Consider the following 17,601-nt stretch of genomic DNA (forward strand, 5'->3'; position numbering starts at 1 on the left):
AATAATATGTTGGGTTTTAATCAGGACGAGTACCTGACCAGTGCTCGTGAGATCATCGCTGCGCGTAAAATCGCAGAGCAGGTAGCGGAAAATATTCATCAGGGCGGCTACAGCAATCTGTTTTTCGCCTCGGTAGGTGGTTCGCTGGCACCGATGATGGCCATCAGTGAGTTCGCCAAAGAGTGTACCGCGCTGCCGGTTTATACCGAGCAGGCAGCGGAGTTAATCAGCAAGGGGAATAAAAAACTAACCAAAGATTCGGTGGTGGTTACCCTGTCTAAATCGGGCGATACCAAAGAATCGGTGGCGATTGCGCAGTGGTGTAAAGCGCAGGGCATTCGCGTGGTGGCGATCACCAAAAACAGCGATTCACCGCTGGCCAGCAACGCCAGCTGGCATATTCCGATGCGCCACAAAAATGGGGTGGAATATGAATATATGCTGCTGTACTGGTTGTTCTTTCGGCTGGTGGCGCTGAACGGCGAATTTGCCGGATATGACCGCTTCGCCAGCCAGCTGGAGCTGCTGCCGGAAAATCTGTTACAGGCCAAGCGTGACTTTGACCCGCGCGCTGATGAGATTGCCCGTCAGTATCATGACCGTGACTATATGATGTGGATCGGCGGCGCGGAGATGTGGGGCGAGGTTTACCTGTTTTCGATGTGTATTCTGGAGGAGATGCAGTGGAAGCGCACCAAATCGGTCAGCTCAGCTGAGTTTTTCCACGGGACGCTGGAGCTGCTGGAAAAAGAGGTGCCGCTGTTCCTGGTGAAAGGCGAAGGGAGGTGCCGGGCGCTGGACGATCGGGTTGAAGCCTTTGCCGGTAAAATTAGCGACCATGTGGTGGTTATCGATCCACGCGAGTATCGCCTGAACGGTATTGATGAGGCGTTCCGCTGGATTATGGCGCCCTGTGTGGCTTCCACGCTGCTGGTTGACCGGCTGGCAGCGCACTTCGAGAAATATACCGGCCACGATCTGAATATTCGCCGCTATTACCGTCAGTTTGACTATTAATTTGCGTCGCCCTTTCCGTGCCGGAGAGGGCCGCTTCTGGCTTAACTTCGCTCAGCTAAAGATGCATCAGATGCATCTGTTTTTCGGGTCTGTTTACCCTGTCTGACAGGGTAAACAGACCCGTTTTAGATCTATGCATTATTAAAGGTGAACGATATCTGGCAGCCCAGGCTTTCTGCCGTAAGACTCTTTAAGATAATCGCTACAGTTCAGTCTGATCGCGATGAGTGGACAGCTTACTATCACAATAAGCGAACCCATGCGAAGGTGATGGTGCTGTGCCCGAACGACATAGAAACGTTACCTGAAAAGAGCCTGTAAGCATTCAAGCCGGACGCAATCTGACAGATATCGGTATAAATAACTAATATCTGTCAGATCGGATTTAATTTTTCGGTGAATTTAAAGCTTTGTAATATATTCAGCGACAGTGGCTTTTGCGCCATTTTTCAGCAGGGAGAGGTAAGCCTGCGTCACCTGCGTCACAAACAGCGGTTCCTGCGGTAATTCGTTGCCGAAAATGGCCTCCACGCCCAGCAGCGCTTTTACCCGCTGCTCGCCTTCTGCGCTCTGCATCACCGCATTCTGCAATACCGGCAACAGCGGATCGCTTACGTCAATACGGTTTCCCTGTTCATCCACTCCGCCGACGTAACGCATCCAGCCCGCTACGCCCAGCGCCAGCAGATCGAAACGATGGTGATGAGCCAGGTGCCAGCGAATGGAGTCCAACATGCGCTGCGGCAGTTTCTGGCTGCCGTCCATCGCAATCTGCCAGGTACGGTGACGCAGCCCCGTGTTGCTGTAGCGCGCAATCAACATATCGGCATAGCGGGTGAGATCCACCCCCGTCACGCTCAGCGTCGGTGCCTGCTCTTCCAGCATCAGCGCCCTCGCGGCACGCCGGAAGTGCTCATCTTCCATACACTCATTAATGTGCTGATAGCCGGCAAGATAACCCAGATAGGCGAGGAAAGAGTGGCTGCCATTAAGCATACGCAGCTTCATCTCTTCAAACGGCAGCACGTTAGCCACCAGTTCGGCTCCGGCCTTTTCCCATTCCGGGCGGCCTGCGACAAAGTTGTCTTCGATAACCCACTGGCGAAATGGCTCGCAGGCCACGCCTGCCGGATCGCGCACGCCAGTAAGCTGTTCAATCTTATCCAGCGTTTCCGCCGTCATCGCCGGGACGATACGATCCACCATCGTGGAGGGGAACGTCACGTTCTGCTCAATCCAGTTAGCCAGCCCGGCATCAACGGCTTGCGCATAGGCGCATATTACGTTGCGCATAACATGACCGTTTTCCGGCATATTGTCGCAGGACATCACGGTAAACGCCGGGAGACCCGCCGCTCTGCGGCGCGCCAGCGCTGCCACAATAACGCCCGGCGCTGATTTCGGCTGCTGGGGGTTTTGCAGATCGGCAACGATAGCCGGGTGATCGAGCATCAACTGACCGGTAGCCGGAGAGTGGCAGTAACCTTTTTCCGTGATCGTCAACGATACAATGGCAACCTGCGGCTCGCACATGGCAGCCAGCACCGTTTCCAGTCCATCCACCTGCGCGTGCAGCGCGTTCTTCACTACGCCAACCACGCGGGCGGTCCATGCATTGGCCGACATTTCCGCCACCGTATAGAGGCGATCCTGATTTTTCAGATCGGCGATCTGCTGCTCGCCGCCAATCAGGTTAACTTCGGTGTAGCCCCAGTCGCTGCCGTGTTCAGCAGCCAGAATATCGGCATAAACGGCCTGATGCGCACGATGAAACGCGCCAAATCCCAGGTGAACAATTCGCGGAACCAGCGCGTTGCGATCCCAGTTCGGAACGGTGGCTTTCGCGTGTAATAGCTTATTTTGCATCATTCTACTCACTGTATAATAAAGAGGGAGTGGTGGCAGCAGGCATATTGCGCCCTTGCTGCCGCCAGGCTGTATCAGCTCAGTATGGAGGTGGGTTCAATGGGTTTTGCCCGTTCAGGTGCGCTTTGACACCAGAGCGAGTCATAGCTGTAGCCCGTCAGGTCTTCCACAATATGGCGGGCTTCCGGCGTCACATCCTGTTTAAGACCGTCCGCTTTGAGACGTTCAATTTCGTCCACGAAAATTTTGTGCGTGCGCTTATTCAGATGGAAGGTCAGCGCTTGCCACAGTGCAATAATCAGAAGCCCGGCCGTGCCGACGAACAGCAGCATGGCAATGGTCGTGATCGCTTCCTGCGGCTGCGTCTGGCTGCCTTTCACGAAGCCGCCGCTTTGCAAAAGCAGGCCCACGGCAAAGGTCGCAATAGCCACCGTTGTTTTACGGGAGAACGTCATGACGGCGGCAAACAGCCCTTCACGGCGCTGACGGGTGATCATTTCGTCAATGTCCGGGATGAACGGGAACACGTTCCACGGCGTGAACTCCAGAATGCAGCGCCCGACCTGGTAAACCCCGGCGATAACCACTAACAGCACCACTTTGTTGTCGGTCGGGAACTGATAAACCAGGAAGAACCCGCCCAGACACAGCAGCATCAGGCTGTAGGAGAAGACATAGAGGCGGGAAGGGCCGTATTTAATAATCGCCACGCCCGCCGCCAGCGTGACCGGCAAGCCGACGATACTCATCGACAGCAATGTTCCCGCCAGCGAGGATGAAACATTCAGACAGTAGACGCAGAAAAAGACGAATACGGTGTTGTAGACATCCTTAGCGGTAAAGGAGAAAAGGTAGATCGTCAGATGTTTACGAAACGCACGCACTTTTAACGTTGAGGCATACTCTTTGAACAGGTTGCCAAACGCCGCCAGTTTCTCACCAGCGGTCATGGGCTGACGCTCTTTTTCCATTTCAGCCAGCATTTCCGGCGTCAGTTCACGTTCCCAGGTCACTTTCCAGGAGATAAACACACAGACCGTAAACATGATGGCAAACACAACGCCGTTGATCAGATACGCATCCGCGTTGTTTTCACCCAGCCAGCCAATCAGCAGGCCCGGAATAAAGGTAGCAAGGAACGTCCCGGATGCCGACAGGAACATGCGGCACGTTGACAGTTTGGTACGGTCAGTGAAGTCTTTGGTCATCTCAGACGGCAGCGTTTCCCACGGGATCAGCACCATAGCGGCGATAATCTCAAAGGCCAGATATACCGAGAGATAGAACCAGAAGTTCATACCATTCAGCCACAACAGGATATAAACCAGCATGAGTGGCGCGCCAATGAGCAGGAAGAACCGGCGGCGGCCAAATTTCTTGCCCAGATAATTCTTATAGAAATGGTCCGTGAAACTGCCCATAAACAGGCTCACGATCGCATCGACAATACGCGCTACCGCCACAATAGACGCCGCTTCAATCGGCGACAGACCAACAAAGGTGGTATAGAAGAAAAGCAGCCAGGCACCGATAACGGTAAATGCTCCGCCCCCCATGATATCCGTCAGGCCGTAGCCGATACTGACGGGAATGGTGACTTTTCTGTTCTTACGAGTCATCGTTTATTCCTGCATCAGTCTTATCGGAAACGGAAATAGCGGCGGGCGTTATCCACGCAAATGCCACGAATCATATTATTGAGGATTGCATCGTCCTCCGGCACTTCTCCTCTTTCGAACCACCCGCCAATTAAATCACAGAGGATTCGGCGGAAATAATCGTGTCGGGTATAGGAGACAAAGCTGCGGGAATCCGTCAGCATACCGATAAAGTTAGAGAGTAATCCCTGATCGGCAAGCGTATTAAGCTGATTCACCATGCCGCGTCGCGTATCGTTAAACCACCAACCGGAGCCAAATTGCAGCGGGGATTTCACGCCATCTTCACCGCTCTGGAAATTAGCGATGGTGGAGGCAACCACATCGTTATAGCTGGCGTTGAGGTTATAGAGGATCGTTTTCGGCAGGCCGTTGTTTTCCGCCATTGCGTTCAGCAGATCGTTCAGGCTTTCCGCAAGGTGTGTCTGATCGCCAATGGAATCAAAACCACAGTTAATACCGATTTTTTCGAACATTGGCACATTGTTGTTGCGAATCGCGCCAAAATGAATCTGCATTGCCCAATCACGCTGTTTGTACATTTTGGCCAGGGCGACAAAAATAAGGCTATCCCAGGCCTGAAGTTCATCTTCACTCAGTGCATCACCTGCCAGTCGACGCTGGAACAGCACGGCCTGCCCGGCATCATCAAGCGGGCGAAAACGAATGGCCAGCGGCCCATGATCCGACACCCGACAACCCGTGCTGTGGAAAAAATCGATGCGCGCCTCAAGCGCCGCGAGAAATTCATCCAGGGTGGTAATGGTTTTTTCGGTCTTCTGCGACAGGCGAGAAACAAACGTCAGGAAACGATCGGGATGCGTTTCAAACAGTTCATCGGGGCGGAAGGTCGGCAGCACGAGCGTTGAAAAATCACGCTTTTCCGCCAGTCGCTGATGATATACCAGATCGTCAAGCGGCCCATCGGTTGTGCAAAGCGCTTCAACATTTGAACGGGTAATTAACGCCTGCGGTAAAAAATCATCGCGACGTAATTGTTCATTACACTGCGCCATAATTATGCGCCAGTTCTTACTGTTTAACGTTTCCTCAATTGCAAAATAATATTTCAGTTCAAGATGGTCCAGTGATATAGCGGATTGCCAAAGCTTGCCTCAACGGTTTGCGCCCACGCTTCAAATTTTTCCTCTGAAGAGGCGTCACCGGTAATTTTCCGCTCGGGTATGCCATTGGCGCGCATCGCCCGCCATTTATAATGATCCCCTTCCAGCCAAAGCTGGGTAATATCAGCAAAAGGTTTGTTTTCCCAAATCGCTTTCGCTTCAAGATGGCAGTGATAGTCAATAATAGGTAACGACTTAGCTAGCTCAGAATATAACCGCTGGCCTGGTGCGTTATTTATCATAAAGGATTGATTTATCATGGGCATAACTACTCCGTACAAGGAGAGGGGGTTGGCTAAAACATCCCCAGATTGAGACTAAAATCGGTATGTGACAGGTATTTAATAGGCCCGACATTACTCCTCCCACACACTTAAAGTCTACTACCATACAAGAGCAATTAAGTAATTTTTGACTTAACTCATGTTATGTAACTTTCAATAAGAAATAACCTTCATGCGTGATGACATGTATTAATCACTGTGGTACAGAGGCATTTTTCACGATAAACGACAAATAAAAACAAACTGAATATTATGTTTTACAAAATTAAAACACTTGCCGAAAATCAGCTTTAAAGTAAAAGATTGCCCTTAACGTAAAGGGATATTTGGGTCGGCATTTACTCTTTATTTCTACAGCAGGGTTGAGCAAATTTTCACTGCTGAATATACTGTCAAATACTAGTATGGTAAGAAATGAAATATACACTAAATATGCAATAAGATAAGAAAGGCGGACAAAGAATGCAGATGACAATGCGCTGGTTTGGACCACAGGAAGACAAAACCCCGTTGGAATATATTCGCCAGGTGCCGGGTGTGGAAGGCGTCGTCGGGGCGCTCTACGATGTCGCCCCTGGAGAGGTGTGGCCGGTCGAAAAAATTAAGGCGCTGGTCGGGCAGGCGCACGCTGCGGGCCTGAAGATGGAGGTCATCGAAAGCGTCAATATCCACGATGACATCAAAATCGGTACCCCGGAACGGGATCGCTATATTGAGAATTACAAGCAGACGATCCGCAACCTGGCGGGCTTTGGCATAAAGGTCATCTGTTATAACTTCATGCCGGTCTTCGACTGGATGAAAACGGATATGAACTACGTCCTGCCGGATGGTTCTTTGACGATGGCCTTTGAAAAACATGGCATTGATAAGACGCTGGAAGAGGTCGTAAAAGAGGTTCTGGATAACTCCAACGGTTTCGCATTACCAGGATGGGAACCTGAGCGCCTGGCTAAAGTGCAGGAATTATTCGAACGCTACAGTGGGGTGGATGACAACAAGCTGCGGGAAAACCTGTTTTATTTCCTCCGGGAGATTATTCCCGTGTGCGAAGAGGTGGGCGTCAAAATGGCCATTCACCCGGACGATCCGCCATATTCAATTTTCGGACTTCCGCGCGTGGTCAAAAACCACACCGACCTGGCGATGATTTGCGATGCCGTTGATTCTCCGGCAAATGGCATCACCTTGTGTACCGGTTCGATCGCTGAAGATCCAGAAAATAACGTCTATGAAATCCTGGCTGAATTCACGCGTCGCAAGCGCCTCCATTTTGCGCACGTACGCAACATTAAGCTGATCAAAAATAAAGACTTCTACGAGTCGGCCCATCCTTCGCAGTACGGTTCGCTGGACATGTACCGCGTGATGCAGGCGCTCCACGATAACGGCTTTGATGGCTACATCCGCCCGGATCACGGTCGCTTTATCTGGGGAGAAACGGGTCGCCCAGGGTATGGTCTCTACGACCGCGCTCTGGGTGTGACTTATCTGATGGGGCTGTGGGAAGCTCTGAATAAAAAAGGGCAATAAAATCGTCCCTGTACACCATTCTGTGTAAAACCTTTACGTAGAATGTGTGTACAGGGTTTTTATCATTCCTGAAGATTCAGAACCTTATCCGCCACCAGGTCTGCGCCGCCGATGTGCAACTGACTGTCCGCTGTGATACTGAAGATACCCTGGCTGCTTTCCACGATGCTACGTTCTGGCTCTGGGTAGTGTCCTTCTCATCGATTGAATCGCCACGGGTTTAACAGACACCTCCGAGTCATTTAAGATGACTTAAAGAGAGGTGCCCATGAACGGTAAGCGTTATCCCGAAGAGTTTAAAATTGAAGCGGTAAAACAGGTTGTTGATCGCGGCCATTCTGTTTCCAGCGTGGCAACACGTCCTGGTATCACCACCCATAGTCTTTATGCCTGGATAAAGGCATATGGCCCGGATTCCTCAACCAATAAAGTCCAGTCAGACGCTCAGGCTGAGATCCGACGCCTCCAGAAGGAACTGAAGCGGGTTACTGACGAACGGGACATATTAGCCGCGGCGTACTTCGCAAAGCTGTCCGACTGAGGTACGCCTTTATCCGTGAGAACAACCGTTTCTGGCCTGTTCGCCTGCTTTGTCGGGTGCCGGATGTGCATCCGAGTGGATTTTACGCCTGGCTTCAGCAGCCGGATTCACGGCGGCATCATGCTGACCTGAAGCTGACGGGGCAGATAAAGCAGTTCTGGCTGGAGTCGGGTTGTGTTTATGGTTATCGCAAGATCCACCTCGACCTGCGGGATACCGGGCAACAGTGCGGAGTTAACCATGTCTGGCGACTGATGAAACGTGCCGGGATAAGGGCTCAGGTTGGGTACCGTAGCCCGCGGGCACGTAAAGGGGAAGCCAGTATCGTGACGCCCAACAGACTCCAGCGGCAGTTCAACCCGGAAGCACCGGATGAACGTTGGGCAACGGACATCACCTACATCCGGACCCACGAAGGCTGGCTGTATCTGGCTGTGGTTGTTGACCTGTTCTCGCGCAAAGTTATCGGCTGGACAATGCAGCCCCGAATGACAAACGATATTGTCCTGAATGCACTTCTGATGGCCGTGTGGCGACGTAATCCTCAAAAACAGGTGCTGGTGCATTCTGATCAGGGCAGTCAGTACACAAGCTATGAGTGGCAGTCGTTCCTGAAATCACACGGTCTGGAGGGTAGCATGAGTCGTCGCGGTAACTGTCACGATAATGCGGTTGCGGAAAGCTTTTTCCAGCTGCTGAAACGTGAGCGGATAAAGAAAAAGATCTACGGAACGCGAGAAGAAGCCCGCAGCGATATTTTTGATTACATCGAAATGTTTTATAACAGTAAGCGACGGCATGGTTCGAGCGATCAGATGCCACCGACGGAATACAAAAACCAATATTATCAACGGCTCGGAAGTGTCTAGATTATCCGTGGCGATTCAATGTCCTGGTTGGTGGACCACAGTGACTGTTATGACTACAGAGCATTACTCATAGCTCAGATATTATTAACTGGTTGTATTAAAAATATAGCTTACCTGGCCAGACACCGTCTGGATTCCGGCACGTCTTGCTGCGCACGGCTTTGGTGACTGTTTTTTGAAAAAAACCGAAGTAATGAAAACCGAAAAAAAGCAACATCAGGGGAGATAATCACTCTCCTTGCAAACTTTCCGTTAAAAACGCTTTATCATGGCTAAGATTCACTCACTTATCTCCAGCCACCTCAACAGAAAGGAAGCGCGATGTTGCAAAAGGACATTTTCCCTCACCGTACTAAATGGGTCATTATCGCTATCGGGATGATAGCCGGGCTGCTCTGGGCTTTGCCGGATCTCTTTGACCTGCATGCTCGTTATGCACCCTATCTGCCAGCGCTCTCGCTGGCGATGGCCAGCATACTGGCGTTTACGCTATATCGTCTCCGCGACGTCAAGCCCTGGTTCTGCGCCTTGCTGACACTGCCGGTTATTGCCTTGATGACGGGGTGGTACCGCTGGCATTTCCCCACCATGTCGCCGGGTGAGTTTAATTTCAAAAATATCTGCGCCGTGATGGTTATGCTCAGCCTGGTGATGCCAATGCTGGTCGCCTTCTGCAATAAGCAGGAGCAGGGTGGGTCACCCTGGAGCAGGCTTGTCACCGAATCCCTGTGGCGCAATACTTTTACCCTGGCCGTCACCGCCGTGATGACCGGGCTGTTCTGGCTGGTACTGATGCTGTGGAGCAATCTCTTCAGCATCATCGGCATCACGCTGTTTGAGCAGCTGTTTTTTGATAATGCCGTCTTTCCGCCGGTGGCGACCGGCGCGGTCATCGCGGCGGGCATCGTGTTTTGCCGGCGCCTGCCGGGCGCTGCCGGGCTGTACCGGCAGTTGATTACGCGGGCGGTTAACGTACTGCTGCCTTTGCACGCGGTCGCCTTACTGCTGTTTCTGGCCTGTTTGCCGTTCACCGGCCTGGCAATCATCCCCGACGCTTTTTCAGCCACAACGCTGTTGTTGATCATGACGCTGATGATGCTGGCGTTCAGCACCATCGCTGGTGAAAGCGCGCCTGGCCTGTCGCGCGGGCAGCGGGTTTTAGCGCGCATAGTACTGGTTGCACAGGGGCTGACGCCGCTGCTGGCCGGGCTGGCTGTCTGGGCGCTGTGGCTGCGTATCGCTGACTATGGCTGGACAGTGGAGCGGGTTTACGCCGCTATGATCGCCCTGATCGCGGTGACTGGCTCGCTGCTGCTACTGTGGTTCCAGCGCCGCGCCTGGGTGCAGGGTGCCGCCAGCATGAACATGTTTGTGCCTCTGATGCTGACTCTGACGGCCTTTAGCTGGTTTTTGCTGCACACGCCGGTGATCGACCCGTGGCGCATTACCGTGAAGAATCAACTGGCGCGCTTTGCAGAGGGTAGCGCAAAGGTGGACGAAAGGGATCTCTACTTATTCAGTGATGCAGGTCGCCGGGGAAAACAGGCGTTGCAGGCGATAAGCAGGCATCCGCAGTGGCTCAGCGATCCTGCCCGGCAAAAAGCGGTGCTGATGCAGCTGCTGGCAGCACGTAACGCCACTAACGCGAAGCCAGCCATGAGTGACCTTCAGCGCGCTATCCCGCTGCGGGCAGGCAGCGAAGCGCCGCCGGAAAGCTGGTGGCAGATGCAGGCGCAATATATTGCGCAGGAGGCGGGCATCTGCCTGGTGGATACCGGTTCCTGCCTGGTGTGGATGCAGGATATGAATAACGACGGCACGCCGGAAGTGCTGCTCTATAACCGCAATCAGCAGAGCATCACTCTCTATGCCCACCAGGCCACAGGCTGGAATCAGATTGGCAGAGTGACCCTGTCGGAAAGGCTGGAGCAGGCTCTCCGGGATAAAATACCTGAAACTGTAGTTAAGCCGTGGCGCGATCTGAAAGTGAACGGCCAGCGGCTTCCGGTGCAATACTACGGCTTCGAAGGACAATAGTGCATTACCCGCTTTTGCAGCCGTGCAGCATCAGGCCCGGCTGCAAAAGCGTTACGGTTGTCGCCGGTTACGTTCCCCCTTTAACCTCCTCCCAGCTCAGCCCAAACCGTGCCAGATACTTACGCAGACGATCGGCATCGTTGGGCTGTTTTTTTCCCTGGCGGGAGACGGCAAACAGGCGCCGGCCCGCTTCGGAAAGCGAATCCGCCGCACGGCATACGCTCAGCACCGTCTGTAGCTGGCACTCGTCAAAGAGATCGTACTGCGCTGAGTGATTATCGGGCAGGGTTGCCTGCGGTGTCGTGGTGCGCCAGCTGGCGCGCAGCCGGGCGATCTCTTCTTCCGCCAGTTCCAGCGAGATCCTTCCCTGTTCCGCCAGCGTTGCCATCCGGGTGACGGCAGCGCCCAGCTCGCGGAAATTGCCGCGCCAGCTGGCTTCTGCCGAGCAGGCGAAGCGCAGAAAGTGGCTTCTCGCTTCTTTATCAAAGCGCACCTGGGTCTGCTGTTCCCGCGCATAACGTTCCAGCTCAAAATCCAGGTTGGGTTCAATATCCTCGCGGCGTTCGGCCAGCCCCGGCAGCTGAAACGTCCACATATTTATGCGGGCAAACAGATCTTCGCGAAAGCGACCTTCCGCCACCCACTGCTGCATATCCCGGTGCGTGCCGGCGATCAGCTGAAAATCGCTGCTGACATCTTTATCAGATCCATACGGAAAGAAGCGTTTCTCCTCAATGGCGCGCAGCAGCATCGCCTGCTCATCCAGCCCCAGCTCGGCTATCTCATCCAGAAACAGCATGCCGCCGTCGGCTTCGCGCAGCAGCCCGCCGCGCGCCTGCTGTGCGCCGGTAAAAGCGCCCTTAACGTGGCCGAACAGCGTGGACATCGCGTTGTCGCCGCGCAGCGTGGCGCAGTTCACCGCCACGAATCTACCGGCCAGCCGGTGGCGGGCATGGCGCAGCTGATAGATGCGCTCCGCAAGGAAAGATTTACCCGCGCCGGTGGGGCCGGTCAGCAGCATCGGAGCGTCCGAGCGCAGTGCCACGCGTTCAATCTGCTCGATCAGGCTGTTAAACGTGGGGTTGCGCGTCTCGATACCGGATTTTAAAAACGAGGTGGAGTGCTGCTGTTCGCGCTGAAAGCGGCTGGTCAGCGTGGCGTACCGGTTCAGATCGAGATCGATAATGGAATAGTGGCCGAGTGCGGTTGGCGTCTCCGACCCTTTGCTGGCCGGCGAGGTCTGCAAAATGCGCGCGGGCAGATAGCGGGCTTCGGTCAGCAAAAACCAGCAGATTTGCGCCACGTGCGTGCCGGTAGTGATATGCACCAGATACTCTTCGGCGTCGGTATTAAAAGGATAGCGGCTGACAAAATCGAGGAAGCTGCCATAGACCTCTTCAAAGTCCCAGGGATCTTCCAGCTTAACGCTGTGCAGCACTACCTGGGTAGCGGGCGACGCCTGAATGATATCTTCCGCCACCTGCTGCGCCATACTGAGATCACGCGGTTGATGCAGCAGCTCCAGCCTGTCGATCTGTAAGCCCTCCTGCTGGCAAAGCGCGACGGTTGGCCGCCATTTGCTCCAGCGGTTTGCCCGCTTGCCGCGTTTATCCAGCACCGTGCCCAGCACGCCGATCACTACGTTAGCTTTCATGCTTATCCCGGAAGATAAATAACTTATCCAGTAAGATAAGCTGCTCTGTCGGTAATGGCAATGCGCAGCCACGCTGTGATAATAAATATGAATAATAATCAAGGAGATAAATTTTATCATGCAGCATGGCGCTCTTCTGGCACGGCATTCGCACTAGTTAAGCCACAGCAATGAGGAAAACAAAGATGAAAAACAGCTATCAGACTCTGCAACAGGCGAAAGGCGTGCCGGTAAAAATGTGGACCAACGGCGTGCCGGTGGAACCGGAAGCGCGCGAGCAACTGCTGAACACGGCGAAAATGCCGTTTATCTTTCGCCATCTGGCGGTGATGCCGGACGTGCATCTGGGCAAAGGCTCTACTATCGGCAGCGTGATCCCGACCAAAGGGGCGATTATCCCGGCGGCAGTCGGCGTGGATATCGGCTGCGGCATGATTGCGGTGCGCACCTCGCTGATGGCCCGCGATCTGCCGGACAATCTGTCGGGTGTGCGCAACGCCATCGAACAGGCGGTGCCGCACGGCCGCACCAATAACCGTTCCGGTCGTGATAAGGGCGCCTGGCAGACGCCGCCGCAGGAGGTGGATCGTCACTGGGCCAAACTGGCGCCGCGCTTCAAGACGCTGACGCAAAAACATCCGGCGCTGTTTAAAACCAACAACTACCAGCACCTGGGAACGCTGGGAACGGGCAACCACTTTATTGAGGTCTGCCTGGACGAAAGCCAGCAGGTCTGGGTGATGCTGCACAGCGGGTCGCGCGGCGTAGGTAACGCCATCGGCAACCTGTTTATCGCGCTGGCGCAAAAGGATATGCAGCGGCATATCGCCAATCTGCCGGATCGCAACCTCGCTTATTTTGAAGAGGGCAGCAGGCATTTTAACGACTATGTGGAAGCGGTGAGCTGGGCGCAGGACTACGCTCGCCACAATCGCGAAGCCATGATGGAGCGCGTGCTGGCGGCGATGTCACGGGTCATCAGCAAGCCCTTCAGCACGCATCTGGAAGCGGTGAACTGCCACCACAACTACGTGGAGCGGGAAACGCACTTTGGCGAGTCGGTGCTTGTCACACGCAAAGGCGCGGTCTCGGCGCAGAAAGGTCAGATGGGCATTATCCCCGGCTCGATGGGCGCGAAGAGCTTTATCGTGCGCGGCCTGGGTAACGAAGAGAGTTTCTGCTCCTGTAGCCACGGCGCGGGGCGCACCATGAGCCGCACGGCGGCGAAAGCCCGCTTTACCGTGGAAGATCAGCGACGCGCGACGGCGCACGTGGAGTGCCGCAAAGATAAAGAGGTCATCGATGAAATCCCGATGGCTTACAAAGACATTGATGCTGTTATGGCCGCCCAGTCTTCGCTGGTGGAAGTGGTGCATACGCTGTCACAGGTAGTTTGCGTAAAAGGATAAAAAAATGAGAACAGGATTGCATGGCGTGGATAGCGCAATGCGCGAGCGCGTACGTGACGTGCTGCGCCAGATAGAAGAAGAGCACTCGGTAAAAGTGCTGTATGCCTGCGAGTCGGGCAGTCGCGGCTGGGGCTTTGCCTCGCCGGACAGCGATTACGACGTACGTTTTCTTTATGTGCATCAACCGGAATGGTATCTGCGTATCGAGCCGCCACGCGACGTTATCGAGCTGCCGATCGACGATACGCTGGACGTCTGCGGCTGGGAGTGGCGCAAAGCACTGGGCCTGTTAAAGCGAGCCAACCCAACGCTTGTCGAATGGCTGGACTCGCCGGTGATCTATCAACAGGAAGAAGCCATCATCACCGGTTTACGGGAAAGGATACCGGACTGGTTTTCGCCGCTACGGGCGCGCTGGCACTATCTCTCAATGGCGAAAAAGAACTTTCATGGTTATCTGCAGGGCGACAGCGTGCGGCTGAAAAAGTACTTTTACGTATTGCGCCCGCTGCTGGCGGTACAGTGGATAGAGGCCGGAAAAGGCGTGCCGCCGATGCGTTTTGAAGATCTGCTGGCAGGGACGGTGACGGATCCCTTGCTGCTGGCCGAAATTGAACAGCTGCTGGCGCGCAAGCAGCGGGCGGGCGAAGCGGAATACGGTGAGCGTCTGGAGCGCATCCATGCTTTTATCCGCCAGCAGCTGGACGAGAACCGTGTCAGCGTAGATCTGCCGGATAGCGAGCGGCGCGACTGCTGCGATCTGGATGCGTTGCTGATGAAAACCGTGCTGAGTGTATAGCTTATTACTGGTCTGGCGTTGTGCATAAGTAGCTCAGGGTGACAGCATTATCTAACAGCGCGTTCAGACGCATCGTCTGTTCGATACCAGAATTAGGGATCCAGCGGCGGTTTAACAGCGTATCTATGTTTTATTTTAATGTTGCAGGTGAGGGGAATTAGTCGCGAACGGTGGTTGCTATTAAAAAGCCCGGGATATGCCGGGCTATAATTTTGTCTGGCTTGCATTAAGCATTTGCATGCGCATTGACTGTTGCAATACGCGAAATTGGATATCCTGTTGCCGATGCAAGTGCGGCGACGCGCTTAAAGGATGGATTACCTTTTGGAGAAAGAGACTTATAAAGCGATTCACGTGACATACCTGCACGTTTTGCAATAGCAGTCATGCCGCCCGTTGCCTCAATAACATGGCGTAGCGCAAGCATGAATGCCTCATAGCCACCTTCTTCATCAATTTCAATGAAGGCCTGGTGGAGGTAGATCGGCGCAAATGCCGGATCGTCTTTGATGAGTTGAACCATTGCGTCATCATGAAGCACTGATTTAGCCATAACATTCACCTCTTATGTTCTGCTTTAATACGGGTTGCAATCTTAGACTTTGCGATAGGGTCTTTTACATTACGCAAAAACTCATCAAAGGGGTCGCGGCCATCGGTTGTTTTGTAATGCTTAACCTTAGCCATAATTGTAGCTCATAGTTAACGATGAGTGGGGGGGGTTGTACTCTTTGGGCTACGATTTACAAGAGCCATTGCAAGATGTCAGCGTTATGGCAGTGCATCGGGCGCAACGCCCATCCATTACAATTTATCTCCGATTTGCTGGTCGATATAATCAGCCAGGCGGCTATTAAATGTAATAAACAGCACTTTCTTTTTTTCTGCAATTAGCCGTCTTGTAAATTCAATTCCAATGATCGTTTTTCCTCCGCCAGACGCGTTAACGCTTTTTCTGCTGAGCGAGAAGCTTTTAAAGGACACCCGTCAAGCTGCAAAGCAAAAGGCGAAGGGGGAGCGTATGGCGCCCAGTGACATAAAATCTGCAAAAGTTCTGTCAGTGCGCAGCCGTCAGATAAGATTTGCCGGACTGTGGATGAACCGGCAACAACTGCGTGAGCCGGTTCAGCTGCTCAGTTAACAACGTATTTCTGCTGCGGAAAGCCTCCACGGAAAGTTGGGCCGCAGAGCCTTGCGGATGACCAGGCGCCCACCTCAGTGATAAACCGGCAGCAGATTAAAACTGGATAAAATATGGATCAGCGCGTTGCTGAAGCCAAAAAGCAAAACCACAACGATCATGGCGTTACCGCCCCATACCCGGTAGTGCGGGCTGTTAAAGCGCTTACGTGACGCGCGGGCCAGCAGGGCAGGGACAATCGCCGCCCAGACCGTCGCAGCCAGGCCAGCGAAGCCGATCGCGTAGAGAAATCCGTCAGGCCAGATCGCGCCGCCCACTATCGGTGGCAGGAAGGTGACTATTGCGGTTTTAAAGCGTCCCAACGCACCGTCATCGAACTTAAACAGATCGGCCAGGTAGTCAAATAACCCCAGGGTGACGCCGAGGAAAGAGCTGGCGACGGCGAAGTTGGAAAAGATAGTCAGCAGCAGATCCAGGGTAGCGCTATTCAGCAGCCCGCTCAGGGTCTGCACCAGCACATCAATATTGCCGCCTTTTTCCGCGATCTCGATAAATGCCGGGCGCGGGATTGTACCCATCGTGCCGGTCAGCCAGATGATGTAGAGCACCAGCGCCATCAGCGTCCCCAGTACCAGGCAGCGGCGGATAGTCTGCGGGTCCTTGCCATAATGTTTCATCAGGCTCGGCACGTTGCCGTGATAACCAAATGAGGCGAGGCAGAACGGCAGCGCCATCAGCACATAGGGCATATAGCTGGGGTTCACTTCGGCGGTATTCAGCAGCACAGCTGGCTGAACATGCCAGAGCAGGCCGCCGAAGGTCATAAAGAAGGTGAGTATCTTGGCCCCTAATACGAGGGTGGTCATCCGGCCCACCGCCTTCGTACTGAGCCAGACAGTGAACGCCACCACGAGTGCAAACAGCAATCCGCCCAGCCGCGCCGGGAAGGCGATATCCATCTGCGCGAGCGTATGGTGTATCACCGAACCGCTGGCAGAAATATAGGCGTAGGTCAGGATATAGAGCACGAACGCCACGCTCAGGCCGTTGATGATATTCCAGCGGTTACCCAGCAAATCTTTCGTGACCGTATCGAAGCTGGCACCGATATGGTAGTTGAGGTTCGCTTCCAGAATCATCAGCCCGGAATGCAGCATGCAGAACCAGGTGACAACCAGCGCCAGCAGTGACCAGAAGAACCAGGCGCCAGACATCACCACCGGCAGGGAAAACATGCCCGCGCCAATAATAGTGCCGCCAATAATCATTGCACCGCTAAGCAGAGAGGGCGCTTTTGTTGTTGCTGATAATGTAGCCATGACATGTTTTCCTTGCGTGGCGATGCGGTATAGCGCAGCGACCACGTGCTCCGACCCTGCGTGCATGCGTTGAAGAGTATGAAGGGGAACCGCAAAAACGTGCTCCCGTTGCAGGCGCGGGAGTATACGTTATTTCTCCGGCTTCAGTCTCGTCAGGGCGTGTGTACCAGGGGCGCTTGCAGGAGAACGGTAGTGTTTTAATGCGGGATTAATGCTGTCAGGACTGGCTGCGGATGTTGCTAAGCAGATCATGGGCATCATGCAGGCAACACAGCAGCCCCGGTATTAGTCATCCGGCCGCTGCTGGCCGTGGCTGGCAGGCCCGCCTCCGCAGATTTTAAGATTCCCCC

The 17,601-nt window shown here is 53.9% G+C and carries 10 protein-coding genes and 2 pseudogenes; 6 read left to right on the plus strand and 6 right to left on the minus strand.

Annotation, left to right across the window (positions count from 1 at the left end):
* Positions 1–6: 6 nt before the first annotated feature.
* A complete protein-coding gene (locus EA20_RS0110500; protein WP_024966783.1) occupies positions 7–1,017 on the plus strand; it encodes an SIS domain-containing protein in 1,011 nt (336 codons plus the stop codon).
* Positions 1,018–1,419: 402 nt separating this feature from the next.
* Here the strand turns inward: EA20_RS0110500 and EA20_RS0110505 are convergent, their stop codons facing one another.
* The 3 genes and pseudogenes from EA20_RS0110505 to uxaC form a co-directional block, all read right to left on the minus strand.
* Positions 1,420–2,883: a mannitol dehydrogenase family protein gene (locus EA20_RS0110505; protein WP_024966784.1), complete on the minus strand. Its 1,464-nt coding sequence runs from the start codon at positions 2,881–2,883 to the stop codon at positions 1,420–1,422.
* A gap of 74 nt (positions 2,884–2,957) precedes the next feature.
* Positions 2,958–4,502, minus strand: coding sequence for an MFS transporter (locus EA20_RS0110510; protein ID WP_024966785.1), 1,545 nt, complete (start codon positions 4,500–4,502; stop codon positions 2,958–2,960).
* A gap of 20 nt (positions 4,503–4,522) precedes the next feature.
* Positions 4,523–5,931, minus strand: a pseudogene (gene uxaC, locus EA20_RS19675) (glucuronate isomerase).
* 480 nt (positions 5,932–6,411) lie between these two features.
* Between uxaC and uxuA the strand changes: the two are divergent.
* The 3 genes and pseudogenes from uxuA to EA20_RS0110540 all read left to right on the plus strand — a co-directional run bounded on the left by uxuA (position 6,412) and on the right by EA20_RS0110540 (position 10,929).
* Positions 6,412–7,482, plus strand: a complete 1,071-nt coding sequence (gene uxuA, locus EA20_RS0110520) for a mannonate dehydratase (protein WP_024966786.1) — start codon at positions 6,412–6,414, stop codon at positions 7,480–7,482.
* 268 nt (positions 7,483–7,750) lie between these two features.
* Positions 7,751–8,892, plus strand: a pseudogene (locus tag EA20_RS0110535) (IS3 family transposase).
* Between the two features lie 321 nt (positions 8,893–9,213).
* On the plus strand, positions 9,214–10,929 hold the full coding sequence (locus tag EA20_RS0110540) for a DUF4153 domain-containing protein (protein WP_024966789.1): 1,716 nt from the start codon (positions 9,214–9,216) through the stop codon (positions 10,927–10,929).
* Between the two features lie 67 nt (positions 10,930–10,996).
* Here the strand turns inward: EA20_RS0110540 and rtcR are convergent, their stop codons facing one another.
* Positions 10,997–12,583, minus strand: a complete 1,587-nt coding sequence (rtcR, locus tag EA20_RS0110545; protein WP_024966790.1) for an RNA repair transcriptional activator RtcR — start codon at positions 12,581–12,583, stop codon at positions 10,997–10,999.
* Positions 12,584–12,768: 185 nt separating this feature from the next.
* Between rtcR and EA20_RS0110555 the strand changes: the two genes are divergently transcribed.
* A complete protein-coding gene (locus tag EA20_RS0110555) occupies positions 12,769–13,992 on the plus strand; it encodes an RtcB family protein (RefSeq protein WP_024966791.1) in 1,224 nt (407 codons plus the stop codon).
* Between the two features lie 4 nt (positions 13,993–13,996).
* The gene (locus EA20_RS0110560) at positions 13,997–14,791 is read left to right on the plus strand and encodes a nucleotidyltransferase domain-containing protein (RefSeq protein ID WP_024966792.1); all 795 of its coding nucleotides are present in this window, start codon (positions 13,997–13,999) and stop codon (positions 14,789–14,791) included.
* Positions 14,792–15,017: 226 nt separating this feature from the next.
* On the opposite strand, the gene EA20_RS0110565 is transcribed toward EA20_RS0110560, so the two are convergent.
* Entirely contained in the window at positions 15,018–15,344 is a 327-nt protein-coding gene (locus tag EA20_RS0110565; protein WP_024966793.1) for a DNA-binding protein, read from the minus strand.
* Between the two features lie 662 nt (positions 15,345–16,006).
* The gene (gene mtr / locus EA20_RS0110580) at positions 16,007–17,251 is read right to left on the minus strand and encodes a tryptophan permease (protein ID WP_024966795.1); all 1,245 of its coding nucleotides are present in this window, start codon (positions 17,249–17,251) and stop codon (positions 16,007–16,009) included.
* Positions 17,252–17,601: the final 350 nt, after the last annotated feature.

Source organism: Pantoea sp. IMH, from assembly GCF_000599885.1.
In the GTDB taxonomy this organism is placed as follows: domain Bacteria; phylum Pseudomonadota; class Gammaproteobacteria; order Enterobacterales; family Enterobacteriaceae; genus Erwinia.

Bases quoted from the DNA above. Each gene is read 5' to 3' on its own strand.
- mtr (WP_024966795.1), bottom strand. From the start codon at position 17,251: ATGGCTACATTATCAGCAACAACAAAAGCGCCCTCTCTGCTTAGCGGT.
- uxuA (WP_024966786.1), top strand. From the start codon at position 6,412: ATGCAGATGACAATGCGCTGGTTTGGACCACAGGAAGACAAAACCCCG.
- rtcR (WP_024966790.1), bottom strand. From the start codon at position 12,583: ATGAAAGCTAACGTAGTGATCGGCGTGCTGGGCACGGTGCTGGATAAA.
- EA20_RS0110540 (WP_024966789.1), top strand. From the start codon at position 9,214: ATGTTGCAAAAGGACATTTTCCCTCACCGTACTAAATGGGTCATTATC.
- EA20_RS0110510 (WP_024966785.1), bottom strand. From the start codon at position 4,502: ATGACTCGTAAGAACAGAAAAGTCACCATTCCCGTCAGTATCGGCTAC.
- EA20_RS0110565 (WP_024966793.1), bottom strand. From the start codon at position 15,344: ATGGCTAAATCAGTGCTTCATGATGACGCAATGGTTCAACTCATCAAA.
- EA20_RS0110505 (WP_024966784.1), bottom strand. From the start codon at position 2,883: ATGCAAAATAAGCTATTACACGCGAAAGCCACCGTTCCGAACTGGGAT.
- EA20_RS0110500 (WP_024966783.1), top strand. From the start codon at position 7: ATGTTGGGTTTTAATCAGGACGAGTACCTGACCAGTGCTCGTGAGATC.
- EA20_RS0110555 (WP_024966791.1), top strand. From the start codon at position 12,769: ATGAAAAACAGCTATCAGACTCTGCAACAGGCGAAAGGCGTGCCGGTA.
- EA20_RS0110560 (WP_024966792.1), top strand. From the start codon at position 13,997: ATGAGAACAGGATTGCATGGCGTGGATAGCGCAATGCGCGAGCGCGTA.